At 42.0% G+C, this 19,081-nt stretch carries 17 protein-coding genes; 16 read left to right on the top strand and 1 reads right to left on the bottom strand.

The annotated features are described in order from the left end of the window. Positions 1–20 precede the first annotated feature (20 nt). From Q8G36_RS05535 to Q8G36_RS05485, 11 genes are all read left to right on the top strand, one after another. Positions 21–1,247, top strand: coding sequence for a M16 family metallopeptidase (locus Q8G36_RS05535; protein WP_305159438.1), 1,227 nt, complete (start codon positions 21–23; stop codon positions 1,245–1,247). Between the two features lie 163 nt (positions 1,248–1,410). Then, on the top strand, positions 1,411–1,680 hold the full coding sequence (locus tag Q8G36_RS05530) for a YlmC/YmxH family sporulation protein (protein WP_048684753.1): 270 nt from the start codon (positions 1,411–1,413) through the stop codon (positions 1,678–1,680). A 228-nt stretch (positions 1,681–1,908) separates the two neighbouring features. Then, positions 1,909–2,811, top strand: a complete 903-nt coding sequence (dpaA, locus tag Q8G36_RS05525) for a dipicolinic acid synthetase subunit A (RefSeq protein ID WP_305159481.1) — start codon at positions 1,909–1,911, stop codon at positions 2,809–2,811. Then, positions 2,808–3,410 carry a dipicolinate synthase subunit B gene (locus Q8G36_RS05520; RefSeq protein ID WP_305159439.1) on the top strand — a complete coding sequence of 201 codons (603 nt, stop codon included), beginning with the start codon at positions 2,808–2,810 and terminating at the stop codon, positions 3,408–3,410. The genes dpaA and Q8G36_RS05520 overlap by 4 nt, the downstream gene beginning before the upstream one ends. Before the next feature lie 211 nt (positions 3,411–3,621). After that, positions 3,622–4,677 (top strand): aspartate-semialdehyde dehydrogenase, encoded by a 1,056-nt coding sequence (asd, locus tag Q8G36_RS05515; protein WP_305159440.1) that lies wholly within the window; start codon positions 3,622–3,624, stop codon positions 4,675–4,677. Positions 4,678–4,782: 105 nt separating this feature from the next. Continuing rightward, entirely contained in the window at positions 4,783–6,009 is a 1,227-nt protein-coding gene (gene dapG / locus Q8G36_RS05510; RefSeq protein ID WP_305159441.1) for an aspartate kinase, read from the top strand. A gap of 47 nt (positions 6,010–6,056) precedes the next feature. Next, a complete protein-coding gene (gene dapA / locus Q8G36_RS05505) occupies positions 6,057–6,926 on the top strand; it encodes a 4-hydroxy-tetrahydrodipicolinate synthase (RefSeq protein WP_305159442.1) in 870 nt (289 codons plus the stop codon). 284 nt (positions 6,927–7,210) lie between these two features. Continuing rightward, complete coding sequence (locus tag Q8G36_RS05500; RefSeq protein WP_305159443.1) at positions 7,211–8,881, top strand: ribonuclease J; 1,671 nt, start codon at positions 7,211–7,213, stop codon at positions 8,879–8,881. Positions 8,882–9,008: 127 nt separating this feature from the next. Then, a complete protein-coding gene (locus Q8G36_RS05495) occupies positions 9,009–9,755 on the top strand; it encodes a ClpP family protease (RefSeq protein WP_053534392.1) in 747 nt (248 codons plus the stop codon). Then, complete coding sequence (locus Q8G36_RS05490) at positions 9,752–9,979, top strand: YlzJ-like family protein (RefSeq protein ID WP_063231821.1); 228 nt, start codon at positions 9,752–9,754, stop codon at positions 9,977–9,979. The genes Q8G36_RS05495 and Q8G36_RS05490 overlap by 4 nt, the downstream gene beginning before the upstream one ends. A 239-nt stretch (positions 9,980–10,218) precedes the next feature. Continuing rightward, positions 10,219–12,549, top strand: coding sequence for a DNA translocase FtsK (locus tag Q8G36_RS05485; protein WP_305159444.1), 2,331 nt, complete (start codon positions 10,219–10,221; stop codon positions 12,547–12,549). Positions 12,550–12,581: 32 nt separating this feature from the next. On the opposite strand, the gene Q8G36_RS05480 is transcribed toward Q8G36_RS05485, so the two are convergent. Then, positions 12,582–12,881: a DUF6509 family protein gene (locus tag Q8G36_RS05480; RefSeq protein ID WP_214750723.1), complete on the bottom strand. Its 300-nt coding sequence runs from the start codon at positions 12,879–12,881 to the stop codon at positions 12,582–12,584. A 305-nt stretch (positions 12,882–13,186) separates the two neighbouring features. Between Q8G36_RS05480 and Q8G36_RS05475 the strand changes: the two genes are divergently transcribed. From Q8G36_RS05475 to Q8G36_RS05455, 5 genes are all read left to right on the top strand, one after another. After that, the gene (locus Q8G36_RS05475; protein ID WP_214750722.1) at positions 13,187–13,912 is read left to right on the top strand and encodes a GntR family transcriptional regulator; all 726 of its coding nucleotides are present in this window, start codon (positions 13,187–13,189) and stop codon (positions 13,910–13,912) included. A gap of 160 nt (positions 13,913–14,072) precedes the next feature. Next, the gene (locus Q8G36_RS05470; protein WP_305159445.1) at positions 14,073–15,164 is read left to right on the top strand and encodes a BMP family lipoprotein; all 1,092 of its coding nucleotides are present in this window, start codon (positions 14,073–14,075) and stop codon (positions 15,162–15,164) included. Positions 15,165–15,368: 204 nt separating this feature from the next. Then, on the top strand, positions 15,369–16,904 hold the full coding sequence (locus Q8G36_RS05465) for an ABC transporter ATP-binding protein (protein WP_305159446.1): 1,536 nt from the start codon (positions 15,369–15,371) through the stop codon (positions 16,902–16,904). Then, entirely contained in the window at positions 16,897–17,940 is a 1,044-nt protein-coding gene (locus Q8G36_RS05460) for an ABC transporter permease (protein ID WP_305159447.1), read from the top strand. The genes Q8G36_RS05465 and Q8G36_RS05460 overlap by 8 nt, the downstream gene beginning before the upstream one ends. Positions 17,941–17,979: 39 nt before the next feature. Further along, entirely contained in the window at positions 17,980–18,900 is a 921-nt protein-coding gene (locus Q8G36_RS05455; protein WP_048684941.1) for an ABC transporter permease, read from the top strand. Positions 18,901–19,081 lie beyond the last annotated feature (181 nt).

The following is a 19,081-nucleotide window of genomic DNA, read 5'->3' as shown; positions in this document are numbered from 1 at the left end:
ATGATTGGGAGGAATGTTAGTTGATTAAGAAATACACGTGTCAAAATGGAGTTAGAATTGTATTGGAAAATATTCCAACTGTACGCTCTGCAGCAATTGGAGTATGGATCAAAACAGGTTCAAGAAATGAAACACCTGAATTGAATGGGGTTTCACATTTCTTGGAGCATATGTTCTTCAAAGGGACAGCTACGAGAAATGCGCGTGAAATTGCCGAGTCATTCGATAGTATTGGCGGACAGGTGAATGCATTCACTTCAAAAGAGTATACATGCTATTATGCTAAAGTAATGGATAACCATGCGAGCTATGCGCTTGAAATCCTTGCTGATATGTTCTTCAACTCAACATTTGATGGGGAAGAATTGAAAAAAGAAAAAAATGTCGTCTACGAAGAAATCAAAATGTACGAAGACACACCAGATGACATTGTACATGACCTCTTAAGCAAGGCGGTATATGAAAACCATCCCCTTGGCTATCCTATACTTGGGACGGAAAATACGCTTGAAACGTTCAATAGTGATACATTAAAAAAATACGTCCATGACATGTACACACCCGATAAAGTGGTTGTATCCATTGCTGGCAATGTAGATGAAAAAATGATTAAGGAAGTCGAAAGCTACTTTGGCTCGTATCAAGGAGGGGAAGACCGTCTTGAATTGGTCAAGCCTTCATTCCATGAAAATAGGATCACACGTAAAAAAGATACGGAACAAGCCCACTTATGCCTTGGTTACAAAGGGTTGGAAATCGGCAATGACAAAACTTACAGCCTGATTACCTTGAATAATATTCTCGGAGGAAGCATGAGTAGCCGCCTATTTCAGGACGTCAGGGAGCAACGCGGCCTTGCCTATTCTGTTTATTCCTATCATTCCAGCTATCAAGATAGCGGTATGGTGACAGTATATGGGGGGACAGGCACAAATCAGCTTGACAGCCTGTATGATACCATTCAGGAAACACTGGATACTTTAAAAAGGGATGGCATTACGGAAAAGGAATTACGGAATAGTAAAGAGCAACTTAAAGGAAGCTTGATGCTCAGCCTTGAAAGCACGAATAGCCGCATGAGCCGGAACGGAAAAAATGAGCTTATGTTGGGTGAGCACCGTTCTCTTGATGATATCATCATCAAGATTGACGAAGTGACGGAGGATACCGTCAATGAATTGGCAAATCAGATCTTTACGGAACATTCCTTGTCATTAGTGAGCCCGCTGGAAAACTGGGACAAATAATAACGAACAAGTCTGGTCCTTCCTTTTATTAATGGGAGGTCAGGCTTTTTTTCTTTGAATGTGGGAGGGTCCAGTGTTTTGGACAATATTTGGATAAATGCCTTCTAAGTTTACCTTTTTCGGATATAGATTGAATAGAAGGCGAAAAAGGGGGAACCAAATTTTGAGGTTAAGCGAACTGAGCGGTAAGGAAATAGTCGATGTGAATAGGGCGGAAAGATTAGGCATCCTTGGTCAGACGGATTTGGAAATAGATGAAACTGGACAAATTACCTCGTTGATCATCCCATCTGTCAAATGGTTTGGCCTTTTAAGGAATGGCAGTGAAATAAGAGTGCCATGGGAACATATAAAAAAAATCGGTGCGGATATGGTCATCATTGATTTTCAGGAAGGACTTTCACTTAAAGACGGAGAGCATATGGACGGATAATGACGCTCGCGCCATACTCCTTGGAACTTCTCGACATGCACTCTCGAAAACGCCTTAGCTGGCAATAGCTAAGGCGTTTTTTCTTTTCTTATCACCGTTTTTTAAGTGAAAACATAAGATGGCAGGGTAACTAGAGAATGTAGCAAAAACCGAATTGCTTCCTGAAGGAATTGTATCATGAGGCAAGGAATGTTTAGGATCTTTTATATAAAGAAGGTGACGGTTTTAATGCTTACAGGCATGCAAATCGCTGTAATTGGTGGAGATGCGCGTCAGCTTGAAGTTGTCCGTAAACTGACGGAGCTTGATGCAAAGCTATTATTGGTAGGTTTTGAACAGCTTGACCATGCTTTTACCGGAGCGGTTAAGGAAAAAATGGAAGATATAAACTTCAAGGAATTAGATTCAGTTATTTTACCTGTCCGGGGTACGGATTCAGATGGGAAAGTAGAAACGATCTTTTCCAGTGAAGAGGTTGTTTTGACTGAAGAAATGATAAAAAATACCCCGGCACATTGCATTTTTTATGCAGGAATCAGTAACGATTACCTCAATGAGATATTCAAGAAAGTGGATCGCAAACTTGTTCTATTGTTCGAACGTGATGATGTGGCTATTTATAATTCGATTCCCACTGTTGAGGGTGCGATCATGATGGCCATTCAACATACGGACTTTACTATCCATGGATCGAATGTAGCCGTTCTCGGACTGGGAAGGGTCGGTATGAGTGTAGCACGGTCATTCCAGGCACTTGGGGCAAAAGTAAAGGTGGGGGCAAGAAAAAGCGAAGATATTGCGAGGATCAGTGAAATGGCATTAACCCCTTTTCATTTAAATGACCTTGCTGCAGAAATGAAAAATGTTGATATATGTATCAATACGATTCCTTTTCCGATAATTACCGCAAAAGTTATAGCCAATATGCCCGTTCATACATTAATCATCGACCTTGCTTCAAAACCGGGGGGGACCGATTTTCGTTACGCTGAAAAAAGGGGAATTAAGGCGCTGTTGGCACCGAGCCTGCCGGGTATAGTTGCCCCGAAAACAGCAGGTCAGATATTAGCGAATGCACTGGGACAATTGATTCAAGGTGAGTTCTTGAAAAGGAAGGGGAAAATAATATGAGTCTCAAAGGTAAACGGATTGGTTTCGGATTAACGGGATCACATTGCACATATGATGAAGTGTTTCCTGAAATAGAAAAACTGGTAAATGAAGGTGCGGAAGTCATTCCAATCGTAACATCGACTGTTCAAAACACGGAAACCCGTTTTGGAAAGGGCGAGGATTGGGTCGAAAGAATAGAAAAATTGACGGGGAATCATGTCGTTGATACAATCGTCAAAGCAGAGCCTTTAGGACCTAAATTGCCACTTGATTGCATGGTGATCGCTCCTTTAACGGGTAACTCAATGAGTAAAATGGCAAATGCTCTTACCGATTCGCCAGTACTTATGGCTGCAAAAGCGACGATGCGAAATCACCGTCCAGTCGTGATCGCGATATCAACAAATGATGCACTTGGGTTAAATGGTGTCAATCTAATGAGGCTGATGGCAGCAAAAGATATTTATTTCGTTCCATATGGCCAGGATAATCCCACAGGCAAACCAAGTTCCATGGTTGCAAGGATGAGCATGATAAGGGATACGATCATATCGGCACTGGAAAGGGAACAGATTCAACCGGTCATCGTCGAAAGGTTCAAGGATGATTTAGCCTGAACAAGTTTCTGCCACGGATTCCGCTTTCTAGCGACTGACATATATGCATAAATTTGTAGGTTGAAGTTATAAAAAACCACTCCACTAGCAGAATATTTTGTTAAAGTGCGACCCTTTGGAATGTTAATGTGTTAAAATAAATGATATTCTGAACAAGAAGTAATAAATCCAACAAATAACTAATCAAGAGATAGAAAAGGAGTATGTATAAATGACTGAGACACAGGGATTGCGTATTGCAGTTGTGGGAGCAACTGGAGCAGTAGGACAACAAATGATTTCAACACTCGAACAAAGGGACTTACCGATTAAGAAAATCATCTTTTTATCATCGGCTCGTTCCGCAGGAATCAAACTTACGTTTAAGGGCGAAGAAATCGAAGTGCAGGAAGCAAAACCTGAAAGCTTTGAAGGCATCGATATCGCTTTATTCAGTGCTGGAGGAAGCGTGTCTAAGGAATTGGCTCCAGAAGCAGTGAAACGCGGTGCGATAGTAGTGGATAATACGAGCGCTTTCCGCATGGATGAAAATGTGCCGCTAGTCGTTCCTGAAGTAAATGAAGAAGACTTGAAACAGCATAATGGGATCATTGCAAACCCGAATTGTTCAACTATCCAAATGGTTGTGGCATTAGAACCTATCCGCCAGTCATACGGCTTATCAAAAATTGTTGTTTCTACCTACCAGGCTGTTTCTGGTGCTGGTGCTGCAGCGATAAATGAATTAAAGGAACAGGCTCGCGACTTGCTTGATGAAAAAGAAATAGAACCGAAAATTTTACCGGTAAAAGGGGACGAAAAGCATTATCAAATCGCATTTAACGTCATTCCCCAAATCGATAAATTCCAAGATAACGGGTACACATTCGAAGAGATGAAAATGATTAATGAAACAAAGAAAATCATGCATATGCAAGACCTTCCAGTGGCTGCAACTTGCGTGAGGCTTCCTGTTGTAACAGGTCATTCGGAATCTGTATACATTGAAGTTGAAAAAGAAGGCATAGCGGCTTCTCAAATCAAAGATTTAATGAGAACGGCACCTGGAATAGTGTTAGAAGATGAACCGGAACAACAAGTTTACCCTACGCCAGCTTCATCCGTCGGCAAGAATGATGTATTCGTCGGTCGGATACGCAAAGATTTGGATGAAGATAAAGGCTTCCATTTATGGGTGGTTTCCGATAATCTATTAAAGGGTGCAGCTTGGAATTCCGTTCAAATTGCTGAAAGCCTTTTGAAATTAGGTTTGGTTACCGTTAAGTAATAATTTATTCTTTATGAACTCGACAGAAAATTAAATTCCAATAGGATAGAGAGTTTTTGTCAGCTTCCCGGATCGGGAAGCTGGCTTATATTTGGGGTGCATATTATGAAAATTATCGTCCAGAAATACGGTGGGACTTCCGTTCGTGATGAGGAAAGCCGTTCATTTGCCAAGGGGCATATTGAAAATGCGATTAAAGAAGGCTATAAAGTGGTGGTTGTGGTTTCAGCAATGGGAAGAAAAGGCGATCCTTATGCAACGGATACCTTACTTTCCCTAGTAAATGGAGCGAAAGCCAGCCTGTCAAAACGAGAACAGGATTTACTTATGTCAGTAGGAGAAACGATATCATCTGTCGTATTTACGAACATGCTCTTGGAACATGGTATTGATGCGGTCGCTTATACTGGAGCTCAAGCGGGATTCTTGACGAATACCGACTATTCAAGTGCGAAAATAATCGAAATGAAATGCGATCGTCTCATGAAAGAACTTGAGGTGAAGGATGTTGTCGTTGTAGCAGGTTTCCAGGGAGCTGCTAAAAACGGGGACATCACGACCATCGGCCGTGGTGGAAGTGATACTTCAGCAGCTGCATTAGGCGCCGCATTGCAAGCTGAGCGGGTCGATATCTTTACGGATGTGGAAGGAATCATGACGGCAGATCCGCGTATCGCCGATCAAGCTCGTCCATTATCAATCGTTTCATATACGGAAGTTTGCAACATGGCATATCAAGGGGCGAAGGTCATTCATCCGAGAGCTGTTGAAATTGCGATGCAGGCGAAAGTCCCGATTCGGATAAGGTCAACATATAGCGAAGGTTTGGGAACACTTGTTACAAGCTTGAACAAGGGAAGCCAGGGTAGTGACATACGTGAAAGGCTCGTGACCGGGATTGCCCATGTACCAAAGATCACTCAAATCAAGGTCCGTGCGAAAAAAGATCAATATAATCTGCAGGCAGAAGTTTTTAAAGCAATGGCCAATGCCTCCATTTCAGTGGACTTTATAAATATATATCCAAGTGGCGTAGTTTATACCGTTTCGGAAGAGATGACAGAACTTGCCCTCTCGATTTTGGCCGAGCTTGGTCATGAACCGGTCATTGAAAGGAATTGTGCCAAGGTATCAGTAGTCGGTGCAGGCATCAATGGAGTACCAGGCGTTGCAGCGAAGATTGTCACAGCGCTTTCCGAAAAGGAAATTGCCATTCTCCAGTCAGCGGACAGCCATACGACAATTTGGGTACTCGTAAAAGAAGAAGATTTAATAGAAGCCGTTAATTCCCTGCACTATGCATTTCAATTGCATGAAGGGGAAGTCCAATAATCAGGTTTTTTAATAAATAAAGGTTTTAAAAATTAAAGAGGTGTTAGATGATGATATTTGGTAGAGTATCAACCGCAATGGTCACCCCTTTCGATAGCAAGGGAAATGTCGATTTTCAAAAGACGACTTCATTGGTTAATTACTTATTAACGAATGGAACCGACTCACTTGTGCTTTCGGGAACGACAGGGGAATCTCCAACTTTATCTTCGGAGGAGAAAATTGCGTTATTGCGTCATGTTTCTAAGGTTGTTGAAAAACGTGTGCCCATCATCATGGGTACAGGAAGCAACAATACGTATGCTTCCATCGAGTTGACAAAAAAAGCGGAACAAAATGGCGCCGATGCGATAATGCTGGTGGCACCGTATTATAGTAAAACGAATCAAGAAGGTCTGTACCAGCATTTTAAGGCTATTGCAGCTAGTACGACGCTTCCTGTTATGGTATATAATATCCCTGGGCGCGCTTCGGTTAACATTGAACCGGAAACGATCATCCGCCTTTCAAAAATTCCTAATATCGTAGCCGTTAAGGAAGCGAGCGGGGATTTAAACGCTATGACCCAAATCATAGCCGGCACGGATGAAGATTTTGCATTATATAGTGGGGACGACGCTTTAACACTCCCAGTATTGGCAATTGGTGGTGTGGGTGTAGTATCGGTTGCTTCACATATTGCTGGTAATGAGTTGCAGAAAATAGTGGAGGCCTTCATCAGTGGGAACTTGAAACAGGCAGCCAAGCTGCATCAGGAACTGTTACCGCTTATAAAAGGTTTGTTTGCAGCGCCAAGCCCTGCACCTGTCAAAACAGCGCTTCAGTTATATGGAATTGACGTTGGATCGGTGAGACTTCCAATCGTGCCATTGACGGAGCAGGAGCGCCTTGCATTAACCAAGGTATTAAAAAAATAAAAAGACACGGAACAAGCTGATCGTTGAAGATTGGCTTGTTTTTACATAATGATGTATATGAATGGGATATACTTTCCGATTTCGGGATGAAAATATTTGAATTTTTTTATGATCAATCGAAACTGGATTAAAAGTACAAAGGATCTCTTACATAATAAGTTGTTTTTTTGAATTAAATGAAAAAGTCCCTCTGAAAATGGTAAGTGTTGTCATGTTTTTTGAACATCGGTTATAATGAAATCATTGGGAAATTATGAACGGGATTTTTTAAGGAGGATATTCGATTGGGTAAAGATAAAAATAATGGAATAAAAGTGATTTCTCTTGGAGGACAAGGGGAACTTGGTAAAAATATGTACGTCGTAGAGGTGAACGAGGACATCTATCTTCTTGATGCAGGATTAATGCTGCCAGAAGACGAAATGCTCGGAATCGATGCGGTTATCCCTGATATTTCTTATTTGATGGATAATAAGGAACGGGTGCAGGGGATATTCATTACCCATGGTCATGAAGACCATATGGGAGCGCTCGCATATGTCTTGAAATATTTACCGGTTCCTGTTTATGGAACAAAGCTTACACTTGCTTTAATCAAAACGAAATTAAAGGAAGATGGCTTTAACGGCAGGGCAACATTCACTGAAATCGATTCGGATTCCCTTTTAAGTTTCCCTCAAGCAGCCGTGTCTTTTTTCCGGACTAACCATAGTATTCCCGATTCCGTCGGAGTCGTGATCCACACTCGTGAAGGTGCAATCGTTTATACTGGGGATTTCAAATTCGACCAAGCAGCAACAGATTTATATAAACCGGAAATCGGTAAAATGGCTAGTATCGGTGAAGAGGGTGTCCTATGCTTGCTTTCGGATAGTACCGGTGCCGAGAGGCCAGGTTATACGACATCAGAAGCAGTTGTGGCCAGAGATATTACAGAGGTGTTTCATGCTGCCTCCGGAAGGATCATCGTAGCGTGTTTCGCTTCGAACATCAACCGTATTCAGCATGTTTTCAATGCAGCGGCAGCAAGTCGCAGAAAAGTGGCAGTTGTAGGAAAAAGCCTGCAAAGCGTTTATGAAACAGCCTTGAACCTTGGCTACTTAAAGGTCGAAGAAGAGCTGATAATTCCAATTAATGAAATTAGCCAGTATGACGACCGTGAAATCGTCGTGTTATCGACAGGTCATCAGGGGGAGCCCATTGCGGCACTTCAAAAAATGGCTAAACAGACCCACAAGCAGGTAACGATCAAAAAGGGAGATACAGTTTTGATCAGTGCATCACCCCTACAGGGCGGCGAACTTATTTTATCCAAAACCGTCGATTTGCTATACAGGGTAGGAGCTGAAGTGGTATCTGCAAATAAATATAAAGTCCACGTAACAGGGCATGGCAGCCAGGAAGAACTTAAAATGATGATCAATTTGATGAATCCTAAATTCTTGATCCCTGTACATGGGGAATATCGTCATTTATATGCCCATCAAAAAGTTGGGATTGCTGCGGGGATTAAACGTGAAAACATCATAGTAGCCGAAAAAGGTGATGTCATCGAACTAAAGAGCAATAAAATGGGTCTTTCCGGTAAAGTCTCTGCAGGAAATATCTTGATAGATGGCAGCGGTGTTGGAGATGTGGGTAATATCGTTCTTCGTGATCGGCGCTTGTTATCCCAGGATGGCATTTTGATTGTAGTGGTCACGTTGAACCGTCAGGATAAAAGCATTGCAGCTGGCCCTGAAATCATTTCAAGGGGCTTCGTATATGTTCGCGAATCAGAAAAAATGATTGGGGAAGCAACTGAAATAGTAAGTGAAATCGTAAAGAAAAATGGGTCGCGCCAACCTTTTGATTGGTCCACGCTAAAGCAGGAAATGCGTGATGCGTTAAACCAATTCTTCTATGAAAAGACGAAACGCCGCCCAATGATTTTACCAATCATCATGGAATATTAAGTAAGGAACCCCTGATTTGAACAGTCAGGGGTTCTTTTTTTGTGTCAAACCTCTTATATCTTGAAGAATGAAGTCAGAGACTCGAGACATAATAAAGCTATAGGCTTAAGAGAAAGGGGTTGGCATAGTGGATAATGCACCATTACCAAATGAAAATGAAGGCAAGCAGGAAGGTAAGAATTCAACTTTAATCGAAAAGATCCAGCAGCTGGGGGCTACTAATGTTCCGCAACTATCTCAGGACTCAAAAATCCATTGTTTGACGATCATTGGACAAATTGAAGGACATATGCAGCTGCCGCCTCAAAATAAAACGACCAAATATGAACATGTAATTCCACAAATTGTGGCAATTGAACAAAATCCCAATATAGAGGGGCTGCTTGTCATTTTAAATACAGTGGGAGGAGATGTCGAAGCGGGACTAGCCATCGCAGAAATGCTGGCTTCCCTTTCAAAGCCATCCGTCTCGATTGTACTTGGGGGAGGTCACTCGATCGGTGTGCCGATTGCGGTTTCGTGTGACCATAGCTATATAGCAGAAACAGCAACGATGACGATTCATCCCATTCGTTTGACAGGGCTAGTCATTGGAGTGCCTCAAACCTTTGAATACTTGGATAAAATGCAGGAAAGAGTCATTAAATTTGTTACGCGGCATTCCAACGTTACGGAAGAAAGTTTTAAGGAATTAATGTTTGCTAAAGGAAATTTAACCCGTGATATCGGTACGAATGTAATCGGGGCCGAGGCAGTTGAAATCGGTATGATCGATGATGTAGGAGGAGTAGGCCAGGCCATGAGAAAACTAAATAGCTTCATGGAAGAAAGAAGGCCAAAAATTGCCGGGGAAGAGGAGGGGCTTCTGCAATGACGCTTTATACGATCGTTCCTGAAGAAATAATTTTCCCTCATCACCATGAGAAGACGGCAAATTTAATAGAAATGATCTATAATGGTGTACATGTGATGGTTGAACATGACGGTGGCCGCACGTTTCGCATTGATCGAATTGTGAGCACTGATCCTGAAGATTATATGAATGTACACATTCAGCCGGGGGCTGTCATAAATGTGTTCGAACAGATGAATCCTTAGTAAAAACGACTAACTGAGGTAAATTATGATATACTGGAATGAAAATCAGCAGCCGCTTGGCTGCTTTATTCATTATATGGGCAAAATGTTCGCTTTAAGAATAAATGGTATATATATCAAGGACAGGGGCATTTTTATTTGGTATAATCAATGAACGAACGTTTGTTTCGTGAAGGGAAATCATGTAGTGATGTTGAATAGGAAAGTTAGAATAGTTTCATGAAGAATCAGGTGATATTATGGCAAAGAAGAAACGCAGAAAAAAGAATAGTACAGAGAAGTTAAAACTAACGCTTAAATATGAATTGATTGGCCTCACTTTAATAGGTTTGGCCATCATTGCCATTGCCAAGCTTGGAGCAGTGGGAAACGGGACGGTCTTTTTAATCCGCTTCTTCATGGGGGAATGGTATATCCTCTTTTTGTTGGGAGCGATTGCAGCTGGGTTCTATTTGATGATAAAAAGGGAGGTCCCTTACCTGTTAAAACGGCAATTTGTCGGGATGTACTTCCTTGTCGCGAGCATGCTCCTACTAAGTCATGTGACACTGTTTAACATGCTTGCAGATGGAGGACCGTTTACGAAGCCCAGTGTCATTTCGAATACATGGGAACTATTCTGGATGGAAGTGACCGGCAAGGCCAGCACAAAGGACCTTGGGGGCGGTATGATTGGAGCGATATTATTTGCAGCCTCATACTTTTTATTCGACGAAGCTGGATCGAAAATCGTTTCATTCCTTTTTATCATTGTAGGTGCCGTCCTATTGACCGGGAAAACGTTAGGTGAAACCCTCGGGAAGTTTTTCAGGGGTCTTGGCGGATTTTTCAAAAAGCAATGGTCCGCATTCAGGGATGATATGAAAACGTGGAATGAAGACAAAAAAGAAAAGAAAAAGAATCCCGTGAAAAAGAAGAAACGGGAAAACGATCCGGTGGAAGAAACGGTTCAGCCCCTTCATCAAGAAGAGGAAACACAGCAAATGGCGACGGAACGGATCATTTCCAGCTTTGCTGATAAAGCCTATAACGACGAAAACGAAATAATTCCCGTTGTTACGGAACCTGCAGCTGAAAGTGCAGAGGAGCAGGATGATGCCGTTCCGCCTATGAATTTTACGGAAGTGGAGAATAAAGAATATCTTTTACCGCCTCTTTCTTTGTTATTGCAGCCCAAAAAAACGGATCAAAGCGGGGAGTACCAATTGATCCATGAAAATGCGGCAAAACTTGAGCGCACCTTTCATAGCTTTGGAGTGAAAGCGAGAGTCACTCAAGTTCATTTAGGCCCAGCCGTAACCAAATACGAAGTCCATCCGGATGTAGGGGTGAAGGTAAGTAAAATTGTCAGCCTCTCCGATGACTTGGCCCTGGCACTTGCCGCAAAGGATATTAGGATCGAAGCTCCGATTCCCGGAAAATCGGCTATCGGAATAGAAGTGCCTAACTCCGAGGTGGCGATGGTGTCATTAAGGGAAGTTTTAGAGGCCAAAGAAGTTGATAAGCCTGATGCAAAACTGCAAATAGGCTTAGGGCGGAATATTTCTGGTGAAGCGGTTAAGGCGGAGCTCAATAAAATGCCGCATTTATTAGTGGCCGGTGCTACTGGCAGCGGGAAATCCGTTTGTATCAACGGGATTATCACGAGTATTCTGATGCGGGCAAAACCGCATGAAGTGAAAATGATGATGATCGATCCAAAAATGGTGGAGTTGAATGTCTATAATGGAATTCCCCACTTACTCGCACCTGTAGTGACAAATCCAAAGAAAGCTGCACAGGCTTTACAAAAAGTGGTCAGTGAAATGGAAAGGCGCTACGAGCTATTTTCTCATTCCGGTACGCGTAATATTGAAGGCTACAATGATTATATTAACCGGTATAACATTGAAGAAGATGCCAAACAACCGCTCTTGCCTTATATCGTAGTCATTGTCGATGAGCTGGCAGATTTAATGATGGTCGCCTCAAATGATGTAGAGGATGCCATCACACGGCTTGCACAAATGGCACGTGCCGCTGGCATCCATTTGATAATTGCCACTCAGCGGCCATCCGTGGATGTAATTACAGGGGTCATTAAAGCGAACATCCCATCTCGGATTGCTTTTAGTGTCTCATCAATGACCGATTCGAGAACGATCCTCGACATGGGCGGAGCCGAAAAGCTGTTAGGCCGGGGTGACATGCTCTTCCTGCCTGCAGGAGCTTCAAAACCGGTTCGCGTCCAAGGGGCCTTTTTATCCGACAATGAAGTCGAGGAAGTTGTCACATATGTCATTTCACAGCAAAAAGCACAATATAACGAAGAGATGATACCGGATGAAATTGCAGAAACTTCAAATGGTGAAGTCGAAGATAATTTATACGGGGATGCGGTGTCCTTGATCGTAGAAATGCAGACTGCATCTGTTTCCATGCTGCAACGCCGTTTCCGGATTGGCTATACCCGGGCAGCAAGATTGATTGATGAAATGGAAGCGAGGGGAATTGTCGGTCCATATGAAGGCAGTAAACCACGAAATGTATTGGTTACTAAAGATGAACAGGATGAAGCGCATTCATCATAAGTAAGAAAAAAACCGGGCTGCAGCCCGGTTTTCTAATTATTCATCGCCTCGTCTAAATGTTTAAGGCAGAAGTCGGTAATCATCGCTTCTTCATCTTCTTCTAAATCGAATTCGAGTGCGACTTCGTTCCCTTTTTCAAAAATATCATATTTAATCAATTTGCCTATTTGTTCTTCCACAGCAAAAAGCACCCGGATATATAAACCATTTTCTGAAAAGAGCTCATCCTCTTCAGGCACTTCAATATCCAAGAACAACTCGAAACGTTCCCCGGACAAAATACCAAATGGATCATTCAATTTTTCGATCGTGTATTCTGTAATCTTTAACATCTTGTGTACATCCCTTCAAAGAAGATAAATCCTATTATACAGGAAAACAGCATCTTGAACAGAGCCGCATTCATTTTGCATTTTTTTAAAAAAATTTATCTGATTTAGGAGAATAATCGTATAAATTCCGCGGCCTTTTCTAGATTGAAAGACACAGGGAAGGGTAATTTCTCCTAAATTCTTTTAAAGTAAATAGTAAAACACTATTTATTTATATCAAAAAAAATGTTATATTATTTTCGATTAGTAGGAATGATTCAACATCAGAGGTCTGATGTCTTAAGAAATTAGCTGGGGGAAACCGTATGTCAATAAAATCAGATAGTCGACATTTATATTTGCAGGTCATTGATTACCTGAAGCAGGATATTGAAGCAGGAGTCTATCAGGAAAATGAAAAATTCCCTTCAGAATTCGATCTTGCAAAAAAATTGGGAGTGAGTAGGGCGACACTTCGTGAAGCGCTGCGAATTTTAGAAGAAGAAAACATCATCATTCGCCGCCATGGAGTTGGGACTTTCGTCAATCCGAAACCTCGGTTCAGTTCAGGTATCGAGCAATTAAAAAGTGTCACGAACATGATTGAAGAGGCAGGAATGAAGCCGGGTACGATTTTCTTAAGCTCGACGGCCCAAGAACCTACAGAAGAGGATATACGCAGGTTTTCTTGTTCAACAGATGAACGCATCGTCATTATCGAGCGAGTAAGGACAGCGAATGGGGAGCCAGTTGTCTACTGTATTGACAAAATTCCTGAATCTATACTATCAGAAAATTTTGACCGTAATGATGAGTCTCTTTTTGATATTTTGGAAAGGGATGCGCATCGAAAAATTACGCATGCCGTAGCAGAGATCGAGCCCATTGGATATCATGAGAAAGTTTCTCCTATCCTTAAATGTTCGCCGGAAGCCGCACTACTCGTTCTAAAGCAGATGCATCTGGATGATTGGGACCAGCCTATCCTGTATTCTGTTAACTACTTTAAAGCCAATATGTTCAGCTTTCATGTTCTTCGTAAACGTGTGTAGGCCTTGAGTTTGCATACGGGTGAATGCAAGCGTTTGTTTCGATTCCTTAAAAGTCGATCAAACGTATGCAAAAAAAATTAACGAGAAGTGAAAACGCAAACATAAAAGACTTTTCAGAACATTCCTGCTCAAAAAACTATGTAAATTAGGGGGATAAAAATTGAAAAAGCGCAAATTAGGTCTAGCTCTTTCACTTGTTCTTGCAGCCGGTACGCTACTAGGAGCATGTGGTAATTCAGAGAATGATGATAAAGAATCTTCAAATGGGAAAGACAAAAAAGATAACTTCACGGTTGCCATGGTAACTGATACTGGCGGCGTGGATGACGAGTCGTTCAACCAATCCGCTTGGAAAGGACTTCAGGAATTCGGTAAGGACAATGGTTTGGAAAAAGGTAAAGATGGCTATAACTACCTGCAATCTAAATCAAATGCTGACTACGCTAAAAACCTGAATACGCTAGTACGTGAAGATTACAAACTTATCTATGGTATCGGTTATCTTTTAGCCGAATCTGTCGGTGAAGTGGCTGACCAACGTCCAGATTCAAACTTTGCTATCGTGGATACAGTTGTTGATAAAAAGAATGTTGCCAGCATTACTTTTAAAGAGCAGCAAGGATCATTCCTTGTAGGTGTAATTGCCGGATTGCAAACCAAAACAAACAAGGTCGGTTTTATCGGCGGAGTTGAATCTGAATTAATCAAGAAATTCGAAGTTGGCTTTAAGGCTGGGGTTTTATCTGTAAATCCGGATGCGAAAGTTGAAGTTAAATATGCCGGCGATTTCAATAAAGCTGACATCGGTAAATCCACTGCAGGCTCCATGTATTCTTCAGGTATCGATATCATTTATCATGCTGCTGGCGGAACTGGAAAAGGTGTATTCACTGAAGCTGTCGAGCAAAAGCAAAAAGATCCTAAGAGAGAAATCTATGTTATCGGTGTAGATAGCGACCAAGCTAAACTAGGGGCAGTTCCAGGAACTGACGACAACATCACACTGACTTCCATGCTAAAACGTGTAGACGTAGCAGTTAAAGACCTTTCCGAGAAAGCGAAAGAAGGAAGCTTCCCAGGCGGAAAAGTAATTGAGTACGGTATCGAAGAAAATGGTGTAGGCATTTCCGATACAAAAGATAACGTAACAGAAGAATCTTTAAAAGCGGTCGAAGAGTGGACAGAAAAAATTAAATCAGGTGAATTCGTAGTTCCAGGTACGGATAAAGAGTTCGAAAAACTTGGTTTATAAGCTGTAATAGAAGAGAGAATAGGGAGGCAGTATTGCCCTCTATTCTTTCTTTTCCCCAATGGCTCTTGGCAACTGTAAAATATCGAATGAAAAACTATGATAGTATCGTAGTTTTTCATTTGGTTTTTTTAAAAAAATCAATAAAGTTGGATCAGCAATTTAATAATAAAGAATATTTACACTCACTTTAGGAGTTGATAATACGTGGAATATGTAATTGAGATGCTCAATATCCGTAAGGAATTCCCCGGCATCGTCGCAAATGATAACGTCACCCTTCAGGTTAAAAAAGGGGAGATTCACGCATTATTAGGTGAAAATGGCGCGGGTAAATCCACTTTGATGAATGTTTTATTCGGCTTATACCAGCCTGAACAGGGAGAAATCCGTGTGAATGGTAAGCCAGTCAATATAACCAGTCCTAATATTGCCAATGATTTAGGGATTGGAATGGTCCATCAGCATTTTATGCTCGTTGACCCTTTTACAGTAACAGAAAATATCATTTTAGGAAGAGAACCGTCAAAAGCGGGGAAAATCGATTTAAAAGAAGCGAGTGAAGAAGTTAGGAAACTATCAGAACAATATCAGCTTCGTGTTGACCCCTATGCAAAAATCGCCGATATTTCAATAGGGATGCAGCAGCGTGTCGAAATTCTTAAAACGCTTTACCGTGGTGCGGAGATATTGATTTTCGATGAACCGACAGCTGTACTGACTCCTCAAGAAATCAAGGAATTGATTTATATAATGAAGGCCCTTATCAAAGAGGGTAAATCGATCATTTTAATTACACACAAACTTAAGGAAATCATGGAGGTTTGTGACCGGGTAACGGTAATACGCAAAGGGCAAGGAATTGGTACAGTGAATGTCAACGAAACGAATCCTAACGAATTGGCCAGTTTAATGGTCGGTAGGGAAGTTCTTTTTAAAACGGAAAAAACGGCAGCTTCCCCTTCTGATGTCGTTCTCGAGGTTCGGGAACTGGAAGTCAAGGATTCCCGGGGCGTTTCAGCTGTTCGGAACTTGGATTTAGCTGTCCGTGCAGGAGAAATTGTCGGAATCGCTGGAGTAGATGGAAATGGTCAATCCGAATTAATTGAAGCATTGGCTGGCCTAAGGAAGACAACTGCAGGTTCGATAAAGCTAAATGGAAAAGAGATCAGGAATCTTAAGCCGCGTAAAATCACTGAAGCAGGTGTCGGGCATATTCCAGAAGACAGACATAAGCATGGTTTGGTTCTCGATTACAGCATTGGGGAAAATATTGTCTTGCAAACCTACTATCAAAAGCCTTTTTCAAAAGCCGGTATCTTGAACTCAAAGAAAATATTTGAAAAAGCCCGTTCATTGATCAAAAGTTACGATGTTCGTACTCCGAGTGAATATACCCCGGCAAGGGCACTTTCTGGCGGGAATCAGCAAAAAGCGATCATCGGCCGGGAAGTTGATAGGAACCCGGATTTATTGATTGCCGCACAGCCAACACGCGGGCTTGATGTTGGAGCAATCGAGTTTATCCATAAACGTCTAATTGAACAGCGTGATGCAGGAAAAGCGGTTCTCCTCATATCATTTGAATTGGAAGAAATCATGAATGTGAGCGATAGAATTGCCGTTATATACGAAGGGGAAATCGTGGCAATTGTCGATCCGAAAGAAACGACTGAACAGGAGCTTGGTCTCCTTATGGCTGGCAGTAAACGGACGGAAGCAGGTGGAAAACAAAATGTCTAAGTATTTATCTAAATTAACGAGTCCGTTAATAGCAGTTATCCTCGGCTTAGTCGTTGGGGCAATAATCATGTTGGTAAGCGGCTATGACCCAGTTGCCGGCTATGGCTCCATGATAAATGGAATTATTGGGGATTCTTATTATGTAGGGGAATCCGTCCGGACAATCATTCCTTATATCCTTGCTGGTTTGGCAGTGGCTTTTGCTTTTCGTACGGGCCTATTCAATATCGGTGTAGAAGGGCAATTAATTGTAGGCTGGCTGGCCGCAGTTTGGGTCGGAATCGCTTTTGAGCTTCCGAGGATCATCCATTTGCCGTTGGCGATCATAGCTGGGGCAGCTGCTGGCGCCTTGTGGGCATTCATCCCTGGTTATTTAAAAGCTAAGTTCCGTGTACATGAAGTAATCGTTTCAATCATGTTGAATTATACAGCTTTATATGTGACGAATTATTTAATTCGGAATGTAATGACTGACAAGCTGGATAAAACAGAAAGAATTGCCGATACAGCATCACTGCGGTCTCCTTTTTTTGAAAGCATTACGGATTTTTCCCGGATGCATTGGGGAATAGTGGTAGCGATTATTTGCGTAATCATCATGTGGTTCCTTCTTGAAAGGACAAAAACGGGCTTTGAACTGAAAGCGGTAGGTTTCAATCAGCACGCGTCCGAATATGCAGGGATGAGTGTAAATAAGAACATCATACTTTCCATGGTTATTTCTGGTGCGTTTGCAGGGCTTGCAGGTGCGATGGAAGGCCTTGGAACTTTCGGTTATGCAGCGGTCAATGGTGGATTCACGGGTATGGGCTTTGACGGGATTGCAGTAGCCTTACTGGGAGCGAATACGGCTATTGGTGTTGTTCTTGCAGCCTTATTATTTGGCGGACTGAAAGCAGGGGCCTTAAATATGCCGCTAGAAACCGGCATACCAAGTGAAATTGTAGATATTGTCATAGCATTGATCATTTTCTTCGTAGCATCCAGTTATTTTATTCGTTGGATTGCCGCTCGATTTAAGAAAGGGGTGAAATAAGTGGATTTTTTCCAAGTATTACAAATTATTATTCCATCTATGATTGCTCTAGCCGCTCCACTTATTTTTACTTCACTCGGAGGAGTGTTTTCTGAACGGGCAGGTGTCATAAACATCGGTTTAGAAGGATTGATGGTCATTGGTGCCTTTACTGGGATTGTTTTTAACTTAATGTTTGCTGATGTATTTGGGGAATGGACACCTTGGCTCGCAGTCTTAGCGGCAATGATTGCCGGCTTGCTGTTTTCCATTCTGCACGCTGTGGCATGCATTACGTTCAGGGCGGACCAAACGGTTAGTGGGGTCGCCATCAACTTGTTGGCAGTAGGTCTGACCATGTTTTTGGTGAAGCTGATTTTTGACAAAGGTCAAACTGATAGAATTACGGAAACATTTCCAAGGATTGATGTTCCATTATTAAGTGATATTCCATTTATAGGACCCATCTTTTTTGCAAATGGTTATTATATCGTATATATAGCGATTCTAATATCTTTTGTCGTTTGGTATGTACTATATAAAACACCATTCGGGTTAAGGATCCGTGCAGTAGGAGAACATCCCATGGCTGCTGACACGATGGGTGTCAATGTTACGAAAATCCGATATGCCGCCGTTTTATTATCAGGTGCTTTTGGAGGTATCGGCGGAGCGATTTATGCTACCATCTTTTCGAATGAATTCAATCATGCGACAATTAATGGTCAAGGTTTCATGGCCATTGCCGCCATGATTTTTGGTAAGTGGCACCCGATCGGGGCAATGGGTGCTGCGTTATTCTTTGGTTTGGCTCAAAGTTTAAGTATCGTTGGCTCGAGCCTTCCCTTCTTCAAGGATATTCCATCGGTTTACCTCTTGATCGCTCCTTATGTTCTGACGATCATTGCACTAACTGGTTTCATTGGACGTGCAGATGCTCCAAAAGCATCCGGACAGCCATACATCAAAGGGAAAAGATAAGTATTTAACCGGTCAGCAAACTTTGCTGGCCGGTTTTTTCTTTTGAGATTGAGCCATAAGTGATGGTGAGCTGGTGAAATACCAAAAAAAGTAGCTGTAACTTGCATGATTTTTCCTTTCACATGTATATTTTAAGTAGATGTTTAAAAGAGTTCCAATCTACAAACAATAAGCGAATAAA

Origin of the sequence: Peribacillus frigoritolerans (assembly GCF_030676415.1) — a bacterium.
Taxonomy (GTDB): domain Bacteria; phylum Bacillota; class Bacilli; order Bacillales; family DSM-1321; genus Peribacillus; species Peribacillus frigoritolerans_A.
This window is presented reverse-complemented; position numbering and strand designations above follow the sequence as displayed.